Origin of the sequence: Sphingomonas faeni (genome assembly GCF_003053745.1) — a bacterium.
GTDB classification, from domain to species: domain Bacteria; phylum Pseudomonadota; class Alphaproteobacteria; order Sphingomonadales; family Sphingomonadaceae; genus Sphingomonas; species Sphingomonas faeni.
This window is the reverse complement of sequence record NZ_QAYE01000001.1, coordinates 343,986-364,102: the sequence shown is the minus strand read 5'-3', so window position 1 is coordinate 364,102 and position 20,117 is coordinate 343,986. Positions and strand designations below refer to the sequence as shown.

Sequence of the window (20,117 nt, the reverse complement as noted above, 5' to 3'; positions counted from 1 at the left end):
GATGGGAGCTTACCAATGACGAACCTCAATCCCGATCAGACGAGCCCGTCGTCGGATACGCCAATCGCGTCGGACTCGGCGATACCGTCGGAAAGCGCGACGCCGCCACGCCCGCCACGCGGTACGGGACGGCGGCTGCACGGTGCGATCGCGCACAAGCTGGGCACCGCGATCCTGTCGGGCGAGTATCTCCCGGGCGATACCTTGTCGGGCGAAGTTGCGTTTTCGGAGGCGCTGGACGTGTCGCGCAGTGCCTACCGCGAGGCGGTCCAGGTGCTGATGGCGAAGGGATTGGTCGAAAGTCGACCCAAAACCGGCACCCGCGTGTTGCCGCGCAGTCGCTGGAACCTGCTCGATCCCGACGTGCTCGCCTGGGCCTTCGCGGGCGAACCCGACATCGACTTCGTCCGCGGCCTGTTCGAGCTGCGCGCGATCGTCGAGCCTGCCGCTGCCGCGCTGGCCGCCGAGCGACGCGATCGTGCCGACCTTGCCGTGATGAAGGAGTCGCTCGCCGCGATGCGCCGCCACACGCTGGCCACCGAAGCCGGCCGTGCCGCGGACCGCGAATTCCACAACGCCGTGTTGCAGGCGACCCGCAACGACGCGCTCGTCGTGTTGAGCGCGAGCATTGGCGCGGCAGTAAGCTGGACGACGCAGTTCAAGCAGCGCACCCGTTCGCTACCGCGCAACCCGATCCCCGATCACGTCCGCGTGTACGAGGCGATCGCCGCGAGCGACCCTACCGCCGCCAACGCGGCGATGCGCAAGCTCGTGGACCTGGCGCTCGACGATACGCAGCTGGCGATGACGCGGTAAGCTTGGTTCCTACGCGGCGCCCCGGCCATGCGCGATACCCGTTTCCAGTCCGCGCAGTTCCGCCAGCCCGCGCAGCCGGCCGATCAGCGAATAGCCGGGGTTGGTCCGCTTGTTGAGATCGTCCACCATCTGGTGCCCGTGGTCGGGGCGCATCGGCAGCGACCGGCCCGTGCGCGCCTGCAACGCGACCAGCTCGGTCATGATCGCGGGCATGTTCGCATCGCCCTCCAGATGCGCCGCCTCGTGAAACGCGCCACCGGGTTCGCGCTGCACCGATCGCAGATGCACGAAGCCGATGCGTTCGCCGAGCCGACGGACCATCCCCGGCAGGTCGTTGTCCGCGCGCACGCCGAACGATCCGCTGCAGAAACACAGCCCGTTGGCGGCCGATGGCACGGCGGCGAACAGCGCGCTGACGTCCGCCTCGGTACTGACGACGCGGGGCAGGCCGAAGATCGGAAATGGCGGATCGTCGGGGTGCACCACTAGCCGGATGCCCTCGGCCTCGGCGACGGGACACACCGCCTCCAGGAACGCGACATGGTTCGCACGCAGGCGGCCCGCGTCGATATCGGCATAGGTCTCGATCTGCTCGAGCAACTGAGGCGAACTGAAGCTCTCCTCGCTACCCGGCAGCCCGGCGATGATCGTTCGCTCCAGCGTCGCACGCGCGGCATCGTCCATCGCCGCGAACCGCTCGGCGGCGATAGCGACGACATCGGCTGGGTAATCCCGCTCGGCGTCCGGGCGGCGCAGGATGTAAATGTCGTAGGCGGCCAGCGCGTGCAGCTCGAACCGCAACGCGCGCGCGCCGTCCGGCAACGCCCAGCTCAGGTCGGTCCGCGTCCAGTCGAGCAACGGCATGAAATTATAGGTCACGACCTCGATGCCCTGCCCCGCAAGATTCCGCAGGCTGGCGACATAAGCCTCGATCAGCCGATCCCAGTCGCCCGAACGCCGCTTGAGATCCTCGACGACGGGCAGGCTCTCGACCACTTTCCAGTCAAGCCCCGCTTCCTCGATCATCACGCGACGCGCGGCGATGGCGTCGACGGTCCAGACGTCGCCATTGGCGACCTCGTGCAGCGCCGTGACGATCCCGGTCGCGCCGGCCTGGCGGATGGCGTTTAGCGGCACCGGGTCGTTCGGGCCAAACCAGCGCATGGTCTGGGTCATCTTCATCGGCCGCTCATCCCCGTTTTTCCATGGCGGTGCAGCCACGTGCTCACACTGTCGATAGCAACGATCAAATTGGTCTGACAACCTATAAGCGCTTGGTCGCCATATGGATCAAATGGTCGGGACGCCGCCGTAACGCTGGCGAGTCGTCGCAAGTGCCAGTCGAGCCTGTTCCATCGCCATCTCCTCGGTCTGGAACAGGAGGTGGTCCATCACCGACGTCAGGTGCGCGCGCATCGCGCCCCGCGCTGCCGCCGCATCGCGCGCGCGCAAAGCATCAACGATTGCAGCATGTTCGGCCACCACCGGCCGCACCTTGGCGTTGCGCGCCTTGGCATGGAGAAGCGCGCATTCGGGCGAGGTCGAGCGCAAATGCCACAGATCCTCGATCGTCCGAACAACGCCCGAATTCCGCGTGGCCTTGGCGATCGCCATGTGAAAATCGCGATCGGCGATCTCGGTGACTTCGGTCAGCAAATTCTCGGTCGCCATCGCCTCGACCAGTCCGTCGAGCAGGTCGATCTCGGCATCGGTGATCTGGACCGCTGCGAGCGCTGCCGCCTCACCCTCGAACATGATCCGCGCTTCGGTCAGTTCGAACGCGGTGATCGCGAAACCCGGCTCTTCGCCCTGCCCCGGCAGCCGGCAGACATACGCGCCGGAGCCGACACGGACTTCGATAAAACCTTGCACTTCCAGTGCGATGAGGGCTTCACGCACCGCCGGGCGACTGGCGCCGTAATCGATCGCCAGTTCGCGTTCGGCGGGCAGCCGATCGCCGATCGCATAGGTGCCGGCGACCAGTTCCTCAAACAGTCGCCGCGCCAGCCGCTGGTACAAGCGGTCGTTCGCGGGAGCGTCGTATTTTCCGACCGCGAACAACGCGTTCTGGGAGGCGGGCTTTGCCACTGGACTTACCTCTAATGTCTGCGTATTGATGCTACTACGTCGCCCTTCCCAAGGAAACTGGCATCGTCGAATACACTAAGGGATCGCCGCGCGGTGCGTTCCGTCAGGCGACGGGAACCGCACCGAGATAGGACATCGGTACCGGGATGGTCGCAAGTACCAGCTTCTGGAGCACCATGTTGTCATCCAGCCGCCAGATCTTGATCGTATGACGGCCGCTAGCGACGTCACCGAGGCCTGTCGACAATTGTACGCCATTGTCACGCACCGCATCCGCCCAGCGCGCCTTGGCAATATTGTCCGTATCGCCTCCGGTAGGCTCGAGCACCGCACGCAGGACCTGAACCGCACCGCCGTCGATCGACACGCCGATGCGCGATCCGTCATGACCGAACGTGTCGAGCGTCGGCACGAGGTACAGCGTCACGGTCGCCGGTCCCGCCTTGGCCACGACGACATCGTATTCCAGACAGACGCCGTCACTCGCCAGCGTTGCAGGTCGACCTTGCGGCATCGCGATCATCGCACCTGCCGTACGACCCAGATGCGGGATCGTCGTCCAGCGCAGCCCCTTGCCGTCGCGTGCGCGACTGAACGCGGGTGCTTCGAGAGCGACGATACCGGCCTGCGTCGCGGGCGTCGGAACGAAGACCGGCTGCTGCCGACGCTTTGCCTCAGGCGTATCGGCGCCGACCCGGACGATGCTCGGCATGGTCTGTTTGGTGGGGTCGTTCCAGATGACATAGCTCATATGGACCTGCGCCATCATGCCGTCCCACTTACCGCCGTTGATACTGTGATACCGCTGCGTCAGTTCGCCGTCGCGCCCGAAAGCCGTTTCGACCTGGTCGGCAAAATAATTGGCACGCGCATCGTTCTTCGAGGCCAGCAGCCGGTTCCACGCGGTGCCGTAATACATCCGGTACAGGTTCGCGACCGCCGCCACGGGAAACTCGATCAACTGATGATAGGCGTCGCGCTGATCCGGCCGCAGCGTGGCGCGAACCGTAAGCATCCGTGCCTCCAGCGCGTCCCACTGCGCAACCATCGCGCCGAACTCGCCGCCATCGAGGCCCTTGGGGGTGACTTCGCTCAACGGGAAGCTGTCCTGGTCGATCAGTTCGGGCTTTCGGCGTGCGACATACTGGCTGTACTGCGTGACGATCTCGCCGATCGCGCGCGCCTGGTCCGGGCCGAACGTCGCCGTCGCCCACGCACGCGGATAATCGGCAACCGCAGCGGGGGTCATCGCATCCGGGTTCCAGGCCTGCGCCAGGAAGAACCCCAGCGGATATTCCATCGGCTTGATATCGCCGACGTTGACGATCCAGATCTGCGCCGCACCACGCCTGTACGCGAGGTCCATCTGCTGCCAGGTCTTCTCGATCTGGTTGGTGTTGATCCACTTGTAGTTGCGCGGACCGCCGACGTAATCGAAGTGATAATAGATGCCGTACCCACCTTTTCGCGGTGGTGCGGCGGGATCGGGCAGGCGACGGATCTGGCCCCAATTATCGTCCGAGAACAGCAACGTGACGTCGTCCGGCACCTTCATGCCGTGATCGTAATAGTCCTGCACTTCCTTGTAGAGCGCCCAGACCTGCGGCGTCTCGCTCGCCGGTTTGCCGGTGACGTCGGCGATGATCTGGCGCTGGTCGGCAACGACGCGTTCGAGCAGCCCGGTCGCGGTGCCCTCGGCCATCGCCTCGTCGCCGTCACCGCGCATGCCGACGGTCACGACGGAGTCGTAATGCTGGCCGCCGCACTGCGCCATCATGCGCTCGATCCCGCCGCGCCAGAATTTCCGCAGGTTGGCGCCGTTCTTGTCGTAATCCCATGCGCCGCCGGTGACGCCGCCATCTTCGTGACGATGCCATTCGGCCTGCGCGCGCAGCATCGGCTCGTGGTGCGAATTGCCCATCACCACGCCCATCGCGTCGGCCAGCACCATGCTCGCGGGGTCGTCGTCGGCGAACGCCTTGCCCCACATGGCGGGCCACAGATAATTGCCCTTCATCCGTAGCAGCAGTTCGAAGACGTGCACGTACATCGCCGCGTTCACGCCACCGAACGCCTTCTTCGCCCAGCCGCTGAGGCAAGGATCCTCGTCGTTGATGAAGAACCCGCGATAGCGGACCTTGGGCTGGTCGCGCCTGGAGCCGGCAGGGATCGGCACATCGCGCTGGCGACGGACGGGCACGTCCGCGAACCAGTGCCACGGCGAAACGCCGATCCGCTCGGACACGTCATAGGTACCGTACACCGCGCCCCGCCGGTCCGACCCGACGATCACCAGCGCACGCGACACGCCCGGCATAGGGTCGTCGACGACGATCTGCCGAAACGCTTCCCATTCGCCGTGCAGGTCGGCAGCCGCGATCTTGCCGGCCGCCACGAGACGATCGATGACGGCGCTGTGGCCAAGGACGCCAATGATAACCACCGGCCCCTGCACAACGCCGCTCGCGGCATCGATCAATCGCGCAGCGATGCCGCTGACCCTCTCCAAATCGGCCGCGAAATTGGTCGCGACATGCCGAACCGCGCTGTCGGCGTCGGCATCGATCATGACGGCTGCCGGAACGCCCTTTGCGATCAGGGGAAACGCGGTCCGCGGATCGGGCGCCGCATGCGCCTCGACAGTGAGCAAGGGCAGCGTCGCGAGCGCAGCGCCACATGCGGCACCACCCATCAGCGTACGGCGTGATACGGCCTGTGACATCGTCGTCTCTCCTGTCGTGAGCAGGCGGACAGCCCCATGTGAAACCCGCTGGCTTCGCTTGGCGGACCTCTCGTCGGTTATCCGTAGCCCGACCGCGCGCCCGTCGGGTCTTCGCGCGAAATCTCGCCGGCCTGCGCCTTTATCGTCGAACCGATCTTGCCGGATCATCGGTCGGCTTGTGCGATCGTAGACCCGGTCGGGACCACGTCTTGAGGTAGATACCGAAGGTGCGGTCGCATCACGACCGCACCGTCCGGTCTGCTAGAAGGTCCCGCGCAGACCGACCAGGAACTGACGGCCCGGCTTGTACTGCGTGAAGGTCGCATTCTCGAACTGGAAGTACGACCGCAGCGTCGCGTTCGTGAAGTTCGCGACGTTGACCGTCAGCTGGGGCGCCCCTGCAAAACCGAAGATCTTGTCGAGATCGAACGACGAGGAGAAGTCGTAGGTCGTATAGTCCGTACCGAACAATGCCGCCGCCGGAATGCCGTTCTGCGCCGCACCGCTGTTCTGCGATCCCTCGCGCGAGGTGGTCGACACCCGCAGCATCACGCCATGCTTTTCGTAATAGCCCGTGATGTTGTAGGTGAACGGCGCGACGCCGAACGCGGTTGCCGCACCCTTGCTGGTCTGGTCGACGACCGTCGCATTGGCGTTGAAGCCGAACCCGGTGATGCCGATAGTCTTAGTCAGGAAGTCGAGTGGCTGGACCCACTGGAATTCGAGCCCGTTGATGGTCAGCTTGTCCGCCACGTTGACCTGTGACGTGACCTGGACCTGCGCGGTGCCGGGGCCGCCGCGCGAGTTGATCGCGATCTGCTGCGTCGGGTTCAGCGTGTCGTAGGTGATCCCGTATTGCGACAGGTTCGAGAACGGAACCGTGCTGATAGCGGTGTTCGTGAAGCCCTTGATCGACTTGCGGAACGCATTGAAGCTGACCACGCCTTCGCGGCCGGTATAATATTCGAAGCCCAGATCGATGTTCGTCGACATGTACGGCTCGAGCGCCGGGTTGCCGATCGACGCCTGATCCGCCGATGGTGCGCCGAAGTTCACGCCCGGCAGCTGCGCCGACGGATCGGGACGCGTCATGGTACGCGATCCGGCGACGCGGACCACCGCGTGCTCGCTGACGTCGTAGGCGAAGGTCGCGGCGGGCAGCCACTTCGAATAGACGTTGCGCGTCGACACGATGCTGACGAGGTTCGGATAGCGGCTACCGTCCGGCAACGCGACGCCGGTCGCGGTCGTATTGCGGGGATCGGGCAACGACACGCGACCCGTGATCGTCTGGATCGTATTGACGTAGCGCACGCCGACGTTGAACCGCAGCATGTTGCCGCCAAGGTCCTGCTCGCCGTTCACCGTGGCGAACGCGGACTTCACCACTTCGCGAATGCCGCCGCCGCTAGCGCCCGTGGTGGACGCACCGCTTTCCGGCGAATTGTCGTGGTAGAAGTCATAGTTGGTCGCAGCCGCGAACTTCGGCCAGTCGACCGTCACGAAACCGGCCGGCCCTGGCGTCAGGTAGCTTGGGGCCGCCGAGTTGGGAACGAGCGAGCCACCATAGGTCACCGGGCCGGTCATGCCCGCGGTCGATCCGGTGCCGAAGCCCGGATAGGTCGGGTAGCCGGCCGGGATAACGCCCGGCGCATTGCGGCCTTCGCAGGGCGGCTGCGAATTCGGCGAGGCGACGAACACGCTGGGATTATTGCCGCAAACCGCGTTCTGGTACGCCTGGCTATTGTCGTTGCTGCTGATCCGGCGCGACACGTCGTCGAACGCGCCGCCGACCTTCAGGTTGAGGGCCGGCTTGCCCCAGGTCAGGTCGCCGCGCGCGCCCTTGCTCTTGTTGAGCCGCCGTTCGTCGGAGATGTTGACGCGGCTGCCGGGATTCCAGCCGAAGTTCGCAGGATCGTTCAGGTCCAGCGCGCTCTGGATCGTCGGGATGCCGCTGCCGTCGTTGGAATAGGTCACGGTGTTGCCGACACCCAGCGGGGTCGTCAGGCCGACCGACGGATTCTCGCGGTGGAAGGTCGAGCGCGCGTAATTGCCCTGCAGGTTCAGCTTGAGCGTGTCGGAGATTTCCCACTCGCCGCCGGGGTTGATGCTGAAGAGCTTCGTCGTCTCGGTGTACGGGCGGAATTCGTTGAAGAACTGCGCGTTGGCGAACGTCCCGCCGGTGACGACGCAGCCGATCGTGCAGTCGGCCTTGTCGAACGTCAGGTTGGTCGGGATGATCGCGCCGTTGCGGACGATCCACGCCATGTTCTCGCGCGTCAGGTCGTTCTTCTTGTAGCCGTACAGGCCATCAACGTAGAAGTGCAGCGTATCGGACGGCTGCCATTCGGCGCTGACGATCGCGTTGATACGGTCACGCGGACCGCGGATGCTGGTCGAACGCCCAAGCCGCGGCAGCAATGCGTTGTCGATCTGCTGGATCGTAGCACCGGGGTTGTTCGCGAGCAGGAAATCCTGATTGATTACCGTGCCGGCAACCAACCCGGCGCCGGCGCCAGCCGGGACCAACCCGGGAATGGTCCAGTTGCCGCCACCGGTGCCATTACAACTCGCATTGTTGGCACGGCACTGGGCGGCAAGTGTCTGCGCAGCGGTTGGCGTGTTCTGAACGCCGTTGGTCGTACCGGCGATGCCGTTGGGCGTCGTCAGCGCCGGATTGGTATAGCCAATCGTCTCGAACCCGCGCGTGTCGGTGAACAGGCGCTGGGCGGACACGCCTGCGAGGATACCGACCTTGTCACCGCGCCAGCTGCCGATCAGCGAGCCGCGGGCACCGATCCGGTCCTCGGGCGACTGCTTCGTCCCTTGTACGTTGTAGGCGAGGAACGAGGTCGCGCGATCGAACGGGCGTGCCGAGCGAAGATCGATGTTACCCGCCGCTCCGCCTTCAAGCAGGTCCGCGGTATAGCTCTTGTTGACCGTCAGCTTGGTGAACAGATCGGTCGGGAAGAAGCTGAGATCGACCGAGCGGTCGGTACCCTGCGCATCGGTCGCGCCCGACGACGCCACCGCGATCGTCGCGCCGTTGAGCGTGACGTTCGTGAAGTTCGATCCGAGACCACGGATCGCGACGTTCGTGCCTTCGCCGGTCACGTCGCGCGTGATGGTGATGCCCGGGATGCGGTTGAAGGATTCGGCGATATTGGTGTCGGGGAACTTGCCGATGTCCTCGGCGAAGATCGAATCCGTGAAGCCGGTCGCCGCGCGCTTGGCGTTCGTCGACTTGGCGAGGCTCGAACGATAGCCGGTGACGACGATGTCGCCGCTATCGGCCGCATCGATCGTGCCGGGGGTCTGGTCGGAGTTCGGCAGGGCCGCTGCTGGCGACGCGGCAGGCGCGGTCGGCCCGGCGGCGGCGGGCGCGGCACCTTGCGACGCGGCTGGTGCCGGGTCCTGCGTCGGCGGAATGGTCTGCGCCGCTGCAACGGTCGCCGACAGCGCTACCATCGTCGTCGCGCACAGGAGCGCAGCGCGCGTAAGACGAGGGGCCATTTTGAAAGGCGTCATGTTCAGGATCCTCTTGGAACCTCGCTGTCCGACTGGCGGCAGGAAGCGTCTCGTTGTTATGAATGCTTGAAGAAAGTCAGGCGCCGGGCGCTAGGTACTGCGCGACGTACTCCACCGGCTCGACCAACTGGCCGACGGGCATGCGACATCAATAGCGTTAAAAGCCATCCCCATTCCTCGTCACGCCCGTCTATGCGGGTCCGTTGATAGCGCTATCTCACCGCTATTGGTCGACGAGTCAAGATGGTTCGGTTAGGCCAATGTTACGTGGTCGGCTCTACCGGTTCGAGGCCTTGGATGGTCTTCAGCGGCTTTTCAGCCGGTTACGTCGTGGTACGACCGCCGAACGCGCATCGTCATCGTGTCGCGAATTCATAAATCGCTTCTGTCGGCGGGTTACGGACGAAACGTCGTAGAGAACGGCTCCGTCAGATCAGGGCACACCCGTCAGATAGTTGTCGTTCGATAGCGAGATCACGCGATCGCTGCCGGTACACAAGGCGCTGGACCCTCAGTCGGAGGCAGACAGAACCCGCTGGAACAATGCGAACATCCACCCGGTCGCCTGCGCGAACAGCGCCGCGTCGTACCGTGGTCCCTCGTCGCGCAGGAACGCGTGCGCGGCGTTGACCTCATGCCATTCATAGCGCGCACCGACCTCTTCCAGGCGCGTGCGGATGAGAGCCCGGCCGGCAAACGGCACATGCGGATCGGCGCGACCGAAGACGAACAGCGTCTCCGCCTTCAGGTCCGCCATCCGCGCGAGGCTGTCGTCATCCTTGCCGAGCCCGAGCGATCCCGCATGGATATCGGTCGGATAAAAGCATGCCGCCGCCAGCACGCGCGGATCGAGCGCGGCACGGTACGCCAGATGCCCGCCCAGGCACACGCCCACCGTCGCGAGCCGCCCCGTACAGGCCGCGTGCCCTGCCAGAAAATTCAGCCCGGCGGTCGCATCGGCATCGAACGCCGCAACCGGCTTGGCGATCTTCAGCGCGTTGCCGCGATCCGTACCGGCGGTATCGTACGCCAGCACGGTCCCTGGCGCTTCATACTCGTGATACACCTCGGGGACCGCGACACAGTAGCCGTGCCCCGCGATGTACGCCGCCAGTCGCCGGATCGGCGCGGTCACCTGATAGATTTCCGAGAACAGCAAAACCCCGGGAAACCGCCCCTCGATCGCCGGGCGAAACACATGGACCCGCATCACGCCGCCATCGGCCGAGGGCAGGTCGACGAATTCGTCACTGGAGATGATCATGGCACGGTATCCCGATAGAGCGGCCCAGCCGCGCTACCGCATCGCCGGGGCTCGTTCACGGGAAATTCGGCGTACGCAGCCAATGCACGCGAGTGTCGATGCTTCGATCGGAATTTGGCGAGATGGGTCCCGTCGATACCCGCCATGCCACGGATCTCGTATCCAGGCGTAACGCCTGCTTCGCCACCGCTTCACCACGATGCCCGTTACAGCGGCGCGAGCATCTGCTATTCGATCGGCGATGCGTAGGCTCCTGCCCTTCCTGGCCTGTCTGATGCTCGTGCTGACCACATGGGTCGGCGTGGCGCATGCGGCCGAGGTTGGTGGTTGCATCGAGACCAGCCAGTACGAAGCTGCTTTGCATGTCGATAGCGATGGCGATCAGGTCGCAGCCGATGCCGACAAGGGCTATCCGCATCATCACGGCAGTTGCCACGCGCACCATATGAGCGCGCCGGACTCCGACGCATTGGACGGCATAACCGGTCCAACCGGCGCCACGCTCGCGTCCTTCGACGGCGCGGCGCTGGTCGGGCGGAACGCCGATACTGCGCTGAGACCGCCCCGGGCCTGACACGTCGATCGGGTGCGCCGTGCGCACCTGCGTCTACTTCGTCAGGAGCATTCCCATGCATCGTATTTTCGCGGCTATCGTGGCCGCAGGCGCCTGCGCATCGTCGCTGCAGGCCCAGACCCGTCCGCCGGTTTTGGCGGAACCAGTCCTTACGCTCGCCGACGCGCTTGGCCGCGCCGGCGCGATATCGCCTTTCCAGGACGCCGCGTCCGCCGGCGTTCGAGCCGCCGAAGCGCAGCGCCGGGTCGCGGCGCTTCGGCCGAACCCGTCGATCGTGGCCGAGACCGAGAACGTCACAGGGTCCGGGATCTATCGGGGCCTGCGCTCGTCCGAAACGACGCTGGGGTTGGCGCTGCCCCTGGAACGCGGCGGCAAGCGGCAGGCCCGGATGGCACTCGCCGACGCGCAGATCGGCCGCGCAGGTATCGCAGCAGCGATCGCGCGCGCCGACCTCCGACTGCGGGTCACGCAGGCATACGTCGTCGGGGTAGCCGCGCAACGTCGTGTAGCGGTCGCGCGCGATCAGGTCGGGATTGCCGCCGAAGTGCTTCGCGCCGCCAAGGTGCGGGTGCAGACGGGGCGCGCCTCACCGCTGGAGGAACAGCGCGCAGACGTTGCGCGCCTTGCCGCCGAGGGCGCTTTGGAACGTGCGGACCGTTCAGCCGCCGTCGCCGGGACGAACCTCGCCCGGCTTATTGGAATGCCGGTCGGCGCGCTCGACGACTCCTGGTTCCAGCAGGTGGACGCGCTCGGCCCCCTTCAGCCATCCCGTTCAACGGGCACACTTATCGCCGCGGCGGCCCGCGCGGATCTCGACACCGCGACCGCGCAGGTGCGGCTTGCGCGAAGCCAGCGCGTGCCCGACTTGACGCTCAGCGCCAGCGCACGACGGCTTGAGCAGACCAACGACACCGCCGCCGTTTTTGGCGTCTCGATCCCGCTGACCGTCTTCAACGGCGGCCGATCGGCGGTTGCCGTCGCCGATGCGCAGCGCGACCAGTCGGATGCGCTGCGCCGCGTGGCGTTGCTAGATGCCGATCAGGACATCGCGACCACGCAAGCCGAGGCGGCAAATGCCGCGACCACGGCGCGCAACGCGACCGGGCCTGCGCTCTCCGCGGCCGTGGAGGCGGCGCGGATCGCGCGCATCGGCTACCGCGAAGGCAAGTTCGGGCAGCTCGACCTACTCGACGCGGAGCGGACGCTTCTCGACACACGGACGGCCGCGATCGACGCGCTTGCCGCCTATCACGACGCACGTGCGCGCCTCGAACGGCTGACGGCCGAAGCGCCGATTGCCAAGGACACCGACCGATGAACCGCACGATCCTGCGCGCGATCGCGCCTGCCGCTGCCGCCTTGGCATTCGCAAGCTGTGGCCCCTCCCCCGACCCGGCGCCCTCTGCCAATGCGGTGGCAGGCGAGGATGGCGAGAAGGCTTCCGGCGATCCCGCGGTCGCGACGCTGTCGGCACAGCAGATCGCCGACGCCGGTATCGAGGTCACGCGCCCGACCGTCGGCGGCGTCGCCGGCGCAATCGAACTGCCCGCGACGATCGAGGGCGATCCGCAGGGCGTCCAGGTCGTGGCCGCGCCCATCGGCGGCCGGCTGGTCTCGCTCACCCGCAACCTCGGCCAGTCGATCGGCCGCGGCGAGACGCTGGCGATCATCGAGAGCCGCGAGGCAGCCTCGCTCAACGCCGAGGTCGAGGCCGCCGGTGCGCGTTCGGCGCTCGCCCAGTCGAACCTCCGCCGCGAACAGCGACTGTTCGCCGAACGCGTGTCGCCCGAGCAGGATCTCGTCGCAGCGCGCACAGCCGCGACGGAGGCCGGCATCGCGCTCCGACTCTCAAGGCAGCAGCTGTCGGCCACGGGGGGCGGAGGCGGTGCGCTCAACCGCATCGCGGTGCGCGCGCCGATCGCCGGTCAGGTGATCGCCCGGTCGGCCACGCTCGGGCAACAGGTCGCGGCTGACGCCGAAATCTTCCGCGTCGCCAACCTCGCCAAGGTGTCGGTGACGATGTCGCTCGTTCCCGCGGATGCCGGCCGCGTCAAGCCCGGCGCGCGCGTGGAAGTGACGTCCGCCGGTCGTCGCCAGGAAGGCCGCGTGACCTTCGTCTCGCCGATCCTCGACGAGACCACGCGGCTCGTCCCCGTGATCGCGACGATCGACAATGCGGGCGGCCTGTGGCGCGTCGGCGAGAATGTCGGCGTATCGGTGCTTCTCCCCGCCAGCGGCGACCGCAGCATCGCCGTGCCCTCCGCCGCCGTGCAGATGATCGGTGATCGGCCGCACGTCTTCGTCCGTACTGCGAGCGGGTTCCGTGCGACGCCGGTGACGCTCGGCCGCACCAACGGCGGCGCGGTCACCGTGACCGCCGGCCTCACCGGCGAGGAGCGCATCGCCTCGACCAACTCATTCACGCTCAAGGCCGAACTCGGCAAGGGCGCGGCGAAGGACGAGGACTAGGCCATGCTGTCTCGTATCGTAACGCTCGCCGTCGAGAAGCGCTGGCTCGTCCTGCTGCTGACGCTCGCCGCGGCGCTTGCCGGCGTGTTCGCCATCCAGCGGCTGCCGATCGACGCCGTCCCCGACATCACCAACAATCAGGTCCAGATCAACGTCCGCGCGCCCGCGCTCTCGCCCGACCAGATCGAGAAGCAGGTCGCCTTCACCGTCGAGACCGCGCTCGCCGGCATCCCCGGGCTCGACTACACGCGGTCGCTCAGCCGCAACGGCTTCGCGCAGGTCACTGCGGTGTTCGACGAGAAGACCGACATCTACTTCGCGCGCTCGCAAGTGGCGGAGCGGCTGCGCACCGCCGAGGAGGACCTGCCGGACGACGTGGTGCCCGAGATGGGACCGATCGCTACCGGGCTCGGCGACATCTTCATGTGGACGGTCGAATACCGCGAACTCGACCAGGTCCGCCACCGCAACGGCGAGCCCGGCCTGCAAAAGGACGGCAGCTACATCACGCCCGAAGGCGACCACCTCGTCAGCGAACCCGACAAGGCGACGTATCTGCGCACGGTGCAGGACTGGATCGTCACCCCGCAGCTGAAAAGCACCGCGGGGCTCGCCGGCGTCGACAGCCTCGGCGGCTATACCAAGCAGTATCTCGTCGTCCCCGATATCCAGCGGATGGCAGCGATGAAGATCACGCTCCAGGATCTCGCCACCGCGCTCGAACGCAACAACACCAGCGCAGGCGCGGGGATCATCGACCGCAACGGCGAGGGTCTCGCGGTCCGTGCCGACGGCCGGATCCGCAACGCAGACGAGCTCGCACGCACCGTCGTCGCGACGCGCGAGAGCGTGCCGATCCTGCTCAGCCAGATCGCCACCGTCCGCACCGGCCAGGCATTGCGGATGGGCTCGGCGTCGGAGAACGGCCACGAGGTCGTCGTCGGCACCGCGGTCATGCGGATCGGCGAGAACAGCCGCACCGTCTCGACCGGTGTCGGCACGCGGCTACAAGAGATCGGCCGGGCCCTGCCCGTCGACGTCGTGGTGAAGCCGGTGCTGAACCGCACCGACCTCGTCAATTCGACGATCGCGACCGTCGCCCGCAACCTCGCCGAGGGCGCGGTGCTGGTCATCGTCGTGCTGTTCGTGCTGCTCGGCAATTTCCGCGCCGCGCTGATCGCCGCGCTGGTGATCCCGGTCACGATGCTGCTCACGAGCATCGGTATGCTAAAGGCCGGGGTGTCGGCGAACCTGATGAGCCTCGGCGCGCTCGATTTCGGGCTGATCGTCGACGGCGCCGTGATCATCGTCGAGAATGCCCTGCGTCGTTTGGGCGAGGCACAGCATGACAGGAGCGCGCCGCTGTCGCTCCGGGACAGGCTGGATCTGGTCGCCGCATCGGCGCGCGAAATGATCCGGCCATCGGTCTACGGCCAGGCGATCATCATCCTCGTCTACGCGCCGTTGCTCAGCTTCACCGGCATCGAGGGCAAGATGTTCGAGCCGATGGCGCTGACCGTCATCATCGCGCTGGTCTTCGCGTTCGTCCTGTCGATGACATTCGTCCCCGCGGCGATCGCGATCGCGCTCAGCCAGCGCGTCGACGAGACGGAAAGCCGGATCATCGGCTGGCTGCGTCGGCGCTACGAACCGGGCCTCGGCAAGGCGATGCGCCGCCCGAGCATCACGCTGGGCATCGCCATCGGCGCGCTGGCGCTGGCGGGCGTCGCCTTCACCACGCTCGGGCAGGAGTTCCTGCCGCAACTCGACGAGGGCAACATCCTCATCCAGGCAGTCCGCATCCCCGGCACCTCGGTCGACCAGAGCCAGGCGATGCAGTTCCAGGTCGAGAAGCTACTCGCGCGCCAACCCGAGGTCCGTTTCGCCTTCTCGCGCACCGGCACGTCCGAGATCGCGAGCGACCCGATGCCGCCCAACGCCACCGACACCTTCGTCATCCTGAAGCCGAAAGCCGAATGGCCCGACCCGAGCCTCGCCAAGGAAGCGCTGGTCGCGCGGATGGAGCAGCAACTCTCGACGCTGCCGGGCAACGCGTACGAGATCACGCAGCCGATCCAGATGCGCTTCAACGAACTGATCGCCGGCGTGCGCGGCGACATTGCGGTCAAGGTGTTCGGCGACGACTTCGGCGGCATGAACGCCGTCGCCGATCGCATCGCCGCGGTTTTGCGCAAGACCCACGGCGCGGTGGACGTCCGCGTCGAACAGACCGAGGGCCTGCCGATGCTCGACATCCGCCCGAACCGCATGGCGATGTCGCGGATCGGCGTCACCGCGGGCGACGTGCAGGACACCGTGGCCGCCGCGATCGGTGGACGCGAAGCGGGCATGATCTTCGAAGGCGACCGCCGCTTTCCCGTCGTCATCCGCCTGTCCGAAGCGTCGCGATCGGACCTTACCCAGGTGGCGCAAATCCCCGTCCCGACCTCGGCCGGCGGGTTCGTGCCGCTGTCGACCGTCGCCGACATCGCGGTCGTCGATGGACCCAACCAGATCAGCCGCGAGAACGGCAAGCGCCGCGTGGTCGTCCAGGCCAACGTCCGCGACCGCGACGTCGCGGGCGTGGTCGCCGACGCGCGTGCGGCGATCGATACGCAGGTGACGATGCCGCCCGGAACCTATGTCGAATGGGGCGGGCAGTTCGAGAACCTCGCCTCCGCGCGCGACCGCCTGATGCTCGTCGTGCCGGTCTGCTTCGCGGTCATCATGCTGCTGCTCTACGGCGCGCTCGGCTCGGTCCGCGATGCAGCGATCGTGTTCACCGGCGTGCCGCTCGCGCTCGTCGGCGGCGTCCTCGCGCTCGTGGTTCAAGGGATGCCGTTCTCGGTTTCGGCCGCGGTCGGCTTCATCGCGCTGTCGGGGATCGCCGTGCTCAACGGGCTGGTGATGGTCTCGTCGATCCACGACCTGATGGCTCGCGGCATGGACAGGGCACGCGCCGCGCACGACGGCGCGTTGGCGCGACTGCGACCGGTCGCGATCACGGCACTGGTCGCCAGCCTCGGCTTCGTACCGATGGCACTTGGGCACGGCGCCGGCGCCGAAGTGCAGAAACCGCTCGCGACCGTAGTGATCGGCGGCCTGATCTCGGCCACGCTGCTGACGCTGTTCGTCCTGCCGACGCTCTATGCCCGCTTCGGCGGCTGGACGGCGAGACTAGAAGGTTCGGATGCTCCGACGGTGCGAACGCAGACATCATCGGGATAGCTCTGCTCGCAATCTAGTCGCCGAGTTGCGGGATGAGGTCGGGCTCGGCGACGACGAGATCGCGGTAGACGCCGAACTGCGCCTGTTCCCGACACTGGCACGACGTCACTGCCGCGTTCCAGCGTGTAAAGTACCGTCCGCCCTCGCGCGCCTGGCCAACGCACAATGCCTGCGCAATTCTCGGCGGACAAAGTCTTCGTACGGTCTGATCCAGACCAAATGGAAGGCGTTCGATGAAGATCACATACCTGGTCACGAGTATATTCGCGGCGATGCCCCTGCCTGCCACGGCGCAAGTCCAGCAGCACGCACCGGAACCAACACAGATGGAGTCCCAGGACACGCCTGCTGAGCCGACATTCAGCGGCTTCAAGATCGGTGCTGATACCGACTGGAGACGAACAACGGTTCACTATGACCTGCCACTCCTATCCTCTGTCATCGATCGCAGGAAAGACGGCATTGGGTATAGCCTGCATTTGGGATACGATAACCAAGTGGGCCAAAGCTTCGTCATAGGGTCCGAAGTTGCGATTGGACGCAGCGATACCAATCTGTCGGCAGACGGTGCATTGGGCGTCTACACGCTGAAACCGCGCTGGTCGCTCGATGTTTCGAGCCGTGCAGGATTACTCGTCGAACCACAGATACTGCTGTACGGCCGCGTCGGCTATAGTTTGCTCCGGGTTCGCGAAAAGACCGATTTTCGCGCCGTCACGACCAGCGACGTGAAAGCCAAAGGTACCGAGAATGGCTTCCTGTTTGGCGGCGGCATCGAGACCGCCGTGTATTCCGGACTGTTCTTGCGGGCCGAATATAACAAGATCGACTATGGAAATGGTCTGACGACATCGAAGGTCTTGTTCGGCATCAACGCCGGCTTCTGATCCTCGTGCAACGACCCGTCGGCCCTTGGTGACACGCTGTGGCGATCACCAAGGGCCGACGGAAGAGGCTCATCGTGGCGGATCAGGCACACGTCCTTCGTCGCACGCCGGGGCGGTCATGCTTCCGCTGACGCTCGCAGTTCCGGATCCGGCTGTCGGTCATGTCCTGCATCGTCTTGTTGATCTCAGTGGCGAGGCGAGCCCGTTCCAAGGCCTCGACACCCTGCGCGTCACGGCGTTGCTGTTGCGTCAGCATGCTCCCCGTATAGTCCGGGACCCATGCGCCGCGCCAAAGCTGGCACAGGTATCGATATCCTGCGCCAGAGATACACGGCGCCGCTCCTCGAGCGTTGCACAACCGTTCAAGCCGACGACCAGTAAAATACTGGTCACGATCGGCACCAATATGCGCAGGATTGGCGTCAGAAAATACAATGTCATCATAGATACCCCGGATGTCTGCCGACGGCTTGTCCAGATCAGGTCTGATCTTGCCGATGCGGTCAGATGCGGGGCGAACATTGCGTGTGTATGGCTCGGCCAAGCACCGTTATCGATCGAGAAACTCGACCCGCACCACCGTGCCGTTCACCGGTGCCGCGAGGATCGACACGCGTCCGCCGTGCAGTTCGACCACCTGCCGCACTAGGTTCAGGCCGAGGCCGGCGCCCGTGGATCTCGGCTTCAGGCGGTGAAAGGGCTCGAACACGCGCTTGCGCTCCTCGATCGGTATGCCGATGCCGTCGTCCTCGACTTCGAACCCATGGCCCAGCACGCGGACGATCACGTGACGGCCACCATGCTCGATCGCATTCTGCACCAAATTCGTCAGCACGCGCTCGATCGGCCCCGCGTCGCCGCAGATCGTGCGCGGTTCCACGATCACCACTTCGATCGTGCGATCCGCGGCGATCAGTAGCGGCGCGAGCTCGGCGGCGACGCGTGTTACCAAGGATACGAGATCGACGTCGGCCTGCTCGCGGGCGACATCGAGACGCTGGAGATCGAGCAGTTGCTCGGCAAGATTGGCGAGCCGGTGCACATCGCTGCCAAGGCTGCGCGTCGCCGCCTCGTCCGCGCCTTCGACCTTGATCCGCAGGATGGCGATCGGCGTGCGCAACTCGTGCGCGGCCGAGGCGATGAAGCGTCGTTGTCGCTCATATCCCTCGTCGAGGCGCCGCAGAACGTCGTTGACCGCGCGAACCAGCGGCAGGATCTCGGTCGGCACCTGGTGTTCGCCCAGCCGCCAGCCGCGACGATGGGCATCGATCCGTCCCGCCTCCTCCGCGATCCGGTTCACCCCCGCGAGCGATCGCCTGACGATCCACGGCGTGACCACCAGCGAGACCAGCGCCAGCAGGACGATGACCAGGATGCTGAAGAGATTGAACGCGACGAGTAGCGAGACCGTCAGCTCGGTCAGCTTGCCGTGCGCGAGGATCGTCAGCTTGCCCGCCGGCGAAACCTCCTGTCGAATGACCGCGGACAACGCATAGGGTGGCGCCCGGTCCCGGATCTGCATGTAGGAAAGCCGGTGCAGCGCACCACCGAAATGCGCGTATGGCGGCGGTACCTGGCCAAGCGTGACGTTGCGCCCGCGATCGTCTTCAGCGACGAACCAGAGACCGGGCGTTTCCGCGCGCAATCGCGCCAGTTCCGGTGTCGGGCGCAACGTCAGTCGGCCATCGGCGTGGCGAACGATCGACTGCGCGATGACGCCGGTGATCGTCTCCTCGGTATACGCGACGTTGCTGCTCATCCGCATGAACACGAGGAGGATCACCGAGAGCATCATGGTCAGCGTCGCGAACTGGATCAGCATCGGCTTGACGATCAGCGCGCGCTTCAGCGACGGTGGCCGCGCGCTCACGACGACGCTTTCAACAAATAGCCGACGCCTCTGATCGCATGGATCTCGATTCCCGCACCCGCCTCGGCAAGCTTTCGACGAAGACGCGATATGTGGGAATCGAGCGTGTTCGACTGTACCTCGTCATCGAACCCGTACACCGCGTGCTCGAGCGACTCCCGCAGCACCGTTCTGCCGCGACGCTTGACCAAAGTCGCAAGGACGCGAAGTTCGCGCCGGACGAGGTCGAGCCTGACGCCTGCAACGACGGCCTCGTCGTTGGCGACATCGAAGACGAGCGCGCCGACGCGAATTTCCTCGACGGCCAAGTCCGCGGGGCGACGCCTGACCGCGCGAATGCGGGCGAACATTTCCTCAAGCGCGAACGGCTTGATGAGATAGTCGTCGGCGCCCTCGTCCAGTCCGGCAACGCGGTCCGATATTTCACCGCGCGCGCTCAGCACGATGATGGGAAGTCCGGGATTGCCGGCTCGCAGCGACGGGACCAGCGAGAGCCCGTCGCCATCGGGCAAGGTCCTGTCCAGCAGGACGAGATCATAGGCCACCGACCGCGCCGCCTCCCGGGCCATCGTCAACCGATCGACGTGATCGACGACAAAGCGTTCTCGGGTGAGAGAACGACACAATGCCGCAGCGAATTCGACTTCGTCTTCGACGATCAGGATTCTCAC

Annotated in this window: 14 protein-coding genes; 6 read left to right on the top strand and 8 right to left on the bottom strand. The window is 65.9% G+C overall.

Features of this window, described 5'->3' with window-relative positions; all coding sequences use genetic code 11:
• Positions 1-15 precede the first annotated feature (15 nt).
• Entirely contained in the window at positions 16-816 is an 801-nt protein-coding gene (locus C8J25_RS01640) for a FadR/GntR family transcriptional regulator (RefSeq protein ID WP_107951985.1), read from the top strand.
• 9 nt (positions 817-825) lie between these two features.
• Here C8J25_RS01640 and uxuA read toward each other — a convergent pair whose 3' ends face one another.
• The 5 genes from uxuA to C8J25_RS01615 form a co-directional block, all read right to left on the bottom strand.
• The gene (uxuA, locus tag C8J25_RS01635; protein ID WP_107951984.1) at positions 826-1,998 is read right to left on the bottom strand and encodes a mannonate dehydratase; all 1,173 of its coding nucleotides are present in this window, start codon (positions 1,996-1,998) and stop codon (positions 826-828) included.
• 108 nt (positions 1,999-2,106) lie between these two features.
• Positions 2,107-2,904: a FadR/GntR family transcriptional regulator gene (locus tag C8J25_RS01630; RefSeq protein ID WP_425275434.1), complete on the bottom strand. Its 798-nt coding sequence runs from the start codon at positions 2,902-2,904 to the stop codon at positions 2,107-2,109.
• A gap of 103 nt (positions 2,905-3,007) precedes the next feature.
• Positions 3,008-5,626 carry a glycosyl hydrolase 115 family protein gene (locus tag C8J25_RS01625; protein ID WP_244186654.1) on the bottom strand — a complete coding sequence of 873 codons (2,619 nt, stop codon included), beginning with the start codon at positions 5,624-5,626 and terminating at the stop codon, positions 3,008-3,010.
• A 261-nt stretch (positions 5,627-5,887) separates the two neighbouring features.
• Positions 5,888-9,154 carry a TonB-dependent receptor gene (locus tag C8J25_RS01620; RefSeq protein ID WP_107951982.1) on the bottom strand — a complete coding sequence of 1,089 codons (3,267 nt, stop codon included), beginning with the start codon at positions 9,152-9,154 and terminating at the stop codon, positions 5,888-5,890.
• Between the two features lie 511 nt (positions 9,155-9,665).
• Positions 9,666-10,418: a dienelactone hydrolase family protein gene (locus C8J25_RS01615; RefSeq protein WP_107951981.1), complete on the bottom strand. Its 753-nt coding sequence runs from the start codon at positions 10,416-10,418 to the stop codon at positions 9,666-9,668.
• A gap of 241 nt (positions 10,419-10,659) precedes the next feature.
• Here C8J25_RS01615 and C8J25_RS01610 point away from each other — a divergent pair, with 241 nt between their 5' ends.
• From C8J25_RS01610 to C8J25_RS01590, 5 genes are all read left to right on the top strand, one after another.
• Positions 10,660-10,992 (top strand): hypothetical protein, encoded by a 333-nt coding sequence (locus C8J25_RS01610; RefSeq protein ID WP_107951980.1) that lies wholly within the window; start codon positions 10,660-10,662, stop codon positions 10,990-10,992.
• 55 nt (positions 10,993-11,047) lie between these two features.
• A complete protein-coding gene (locus tag C8J25_RS01605; protein WP_107951979.1) occupies positions 11,048-12,310 on the top strand; it encodes a TolC family protein in 1,263 nt (420 codons plus the stop codon).
• Positions 12,307-13,461, top strand: a complete 1,155-nt coding sequence (locus C8J25_RS01600) for an efflux RND transporter periplasmic adaptor subunit (RefSeq protein ID WP_107951978.1) — start codon at positions 12,307-12,309, stop codon at positions 13,459-13,461. The genes C8J25_RS01605 and C8J25_RS01600 overlap by 4 nt, the downstream gene beginning before the upstream one ends.
• Before the next feature lie 3 nt (positions 13,462-13,464).
• Positions 13,465-16,689, top strand: a complete 3,225-nt coding sequence (locus C8J25_RS01595) for an efflux RND transporter permease subunit (protein WP_107951977.1) — start codon at positions 13,465-13,467, stop codon at positions 16,687-16,689.
• Between the two features lie 233 nt (positions 16,690-16,922).
• Positions 16,923-17,576 (top strand): outer membrane protein, encoded by a 654-nt coding sequence (locus tag C8J25_RS01590; RefSeq protein WP_107951976.1) that lies wholly within the window; start codon positions 16,923-16,925, stop codon positions 17,574-17,576.
• A gap of 82 nt (positions 17,577-17,658) precedes the next feature.
• On the opposite strand, the gene C8J25_RS20585 is transcribed toward C8J25_RS01590, so the two are convergent.
• The 3 genes from C8J25_RS20585 to C8J25_RS01580 all read right to left on the bottom strand — a co-directional run bounded on the left by C8J25_RS20585 (position 17,659) and on the right by C8J25_RS01580 (position 20,117).
• A complete protein-coding gene (locus C8J25_RS20585) occupies positions 17,659-17,832 on the bottom strand; it encodes a hypothetical protein (protein ID WP_167397635.1) in 174 nt (57 codons plus the stop codon).
• A gap of 294 nt (positions 17,833-18,126) precedes the next feature.
• The gene (locus C8J25_RS01585) at positions 18,127-19,446 is read right to left on the bottom strand and encodes a sensor histidine kinase (protein ID WP_208622485.1); all 1,320 of its coding nucleotides are present in this window, start codon (positions 19,444-19,446) and stop codon (positions 18,127-18,129) included.
• Complete coding sequence (locus tag C8J25_RS01580; protein WP_107952569.1) at positions 19,443-20,117, bottom strand: response regulator; 675 nt, start codon at positions 20,115-20,117, stop codon at positions 19,443-19,445. Before C8J25_RS01580 ends, C8J25_RS01585 begins: the two co-directional genes overlap by 4 nt.

Excerpts from the sequence above, each read along its gene's own strand:
- C8J25_RS01640 (WP_107951985.1), top strand. The coding sequence starts at position 16 with ATGACGAACCTCAATCCCGATCAGACGAGCCCGTCGTCGGATACGCCA.
- uxuA (WP_107951984.1), bottom strand. The coding sequence starts at position 1,998 with ATGAAGATGACCCAGACCATGCGCTGGTTTGGCCCGAACGACCCGGTG.
- C8J25_RS01625 (WP_244186654.1), bottom strand. The coding sequence starts at position 5,626 with ATGTCACAGGCCGTATCACGCCGTACGCTGATGGGTGGTGCCGCATGT.
- C8J25_RS01620 (WP_107951982.1), bottom strand. The coding sequence starts at position 9,154 with ATGACGCCTTTCAAAATGGCCCCTCGTCTTACGCGCGCTGCGCTCCTG.
- C8J25_RS01615 (WP_107951981.1), bottom strand. The coding sequence starts at position 10,418 with ATGATCATCTCCAGTGACGAATTCGTCGACCTGCCCTCGGCCGATGGC.
- C8J25_RS01610 (WP_107951980.1), top strand. The coding sequence starts at position 10,660 with ATGCGTAGGCTCCTGCCCTTCCTGGCCTGTCTGATGCTCGTGCTGACC.
- C8J25_RS01605 (WP_107951979.1), top strand. The coding sequence starts at position 11,048 with ATGCATCGTATTTTCGCGGCTATCGTGGCCGCAGGCGCCTGCGCATCG.
- C8J25_RS01600 (WP_107951978.1), top strand. The coding sequence starts at position 12,307 with ATGAACCGCACGATCCTGCGCGCGATCGCGCCTGCCGCTGCCGCCTTG.
- C8J25_RS01595 (WP_107951977.1), top strand. The coding sequence starts at position 13,465 with ATGCTGTCTCGTATCGTAACGCTCGCCGTCGAGAAGCGCTGGCTCGTC.
- C8J25_RS01590 (WP_107951976.1), top strand. The coding sequence starts at position 16,923 with ATGAAGATCACATACCTGGTCACGAGTATATTCGCGGCGATGCCCCTG.
- C8J25_RS20585 (WP_167397635.1), bottom strand. The coding sequence starts at position 17,832 with ATGCTGACGCAACAGCAACGCCGTGACGCGCAGGGTGTCGAGGCCTTG.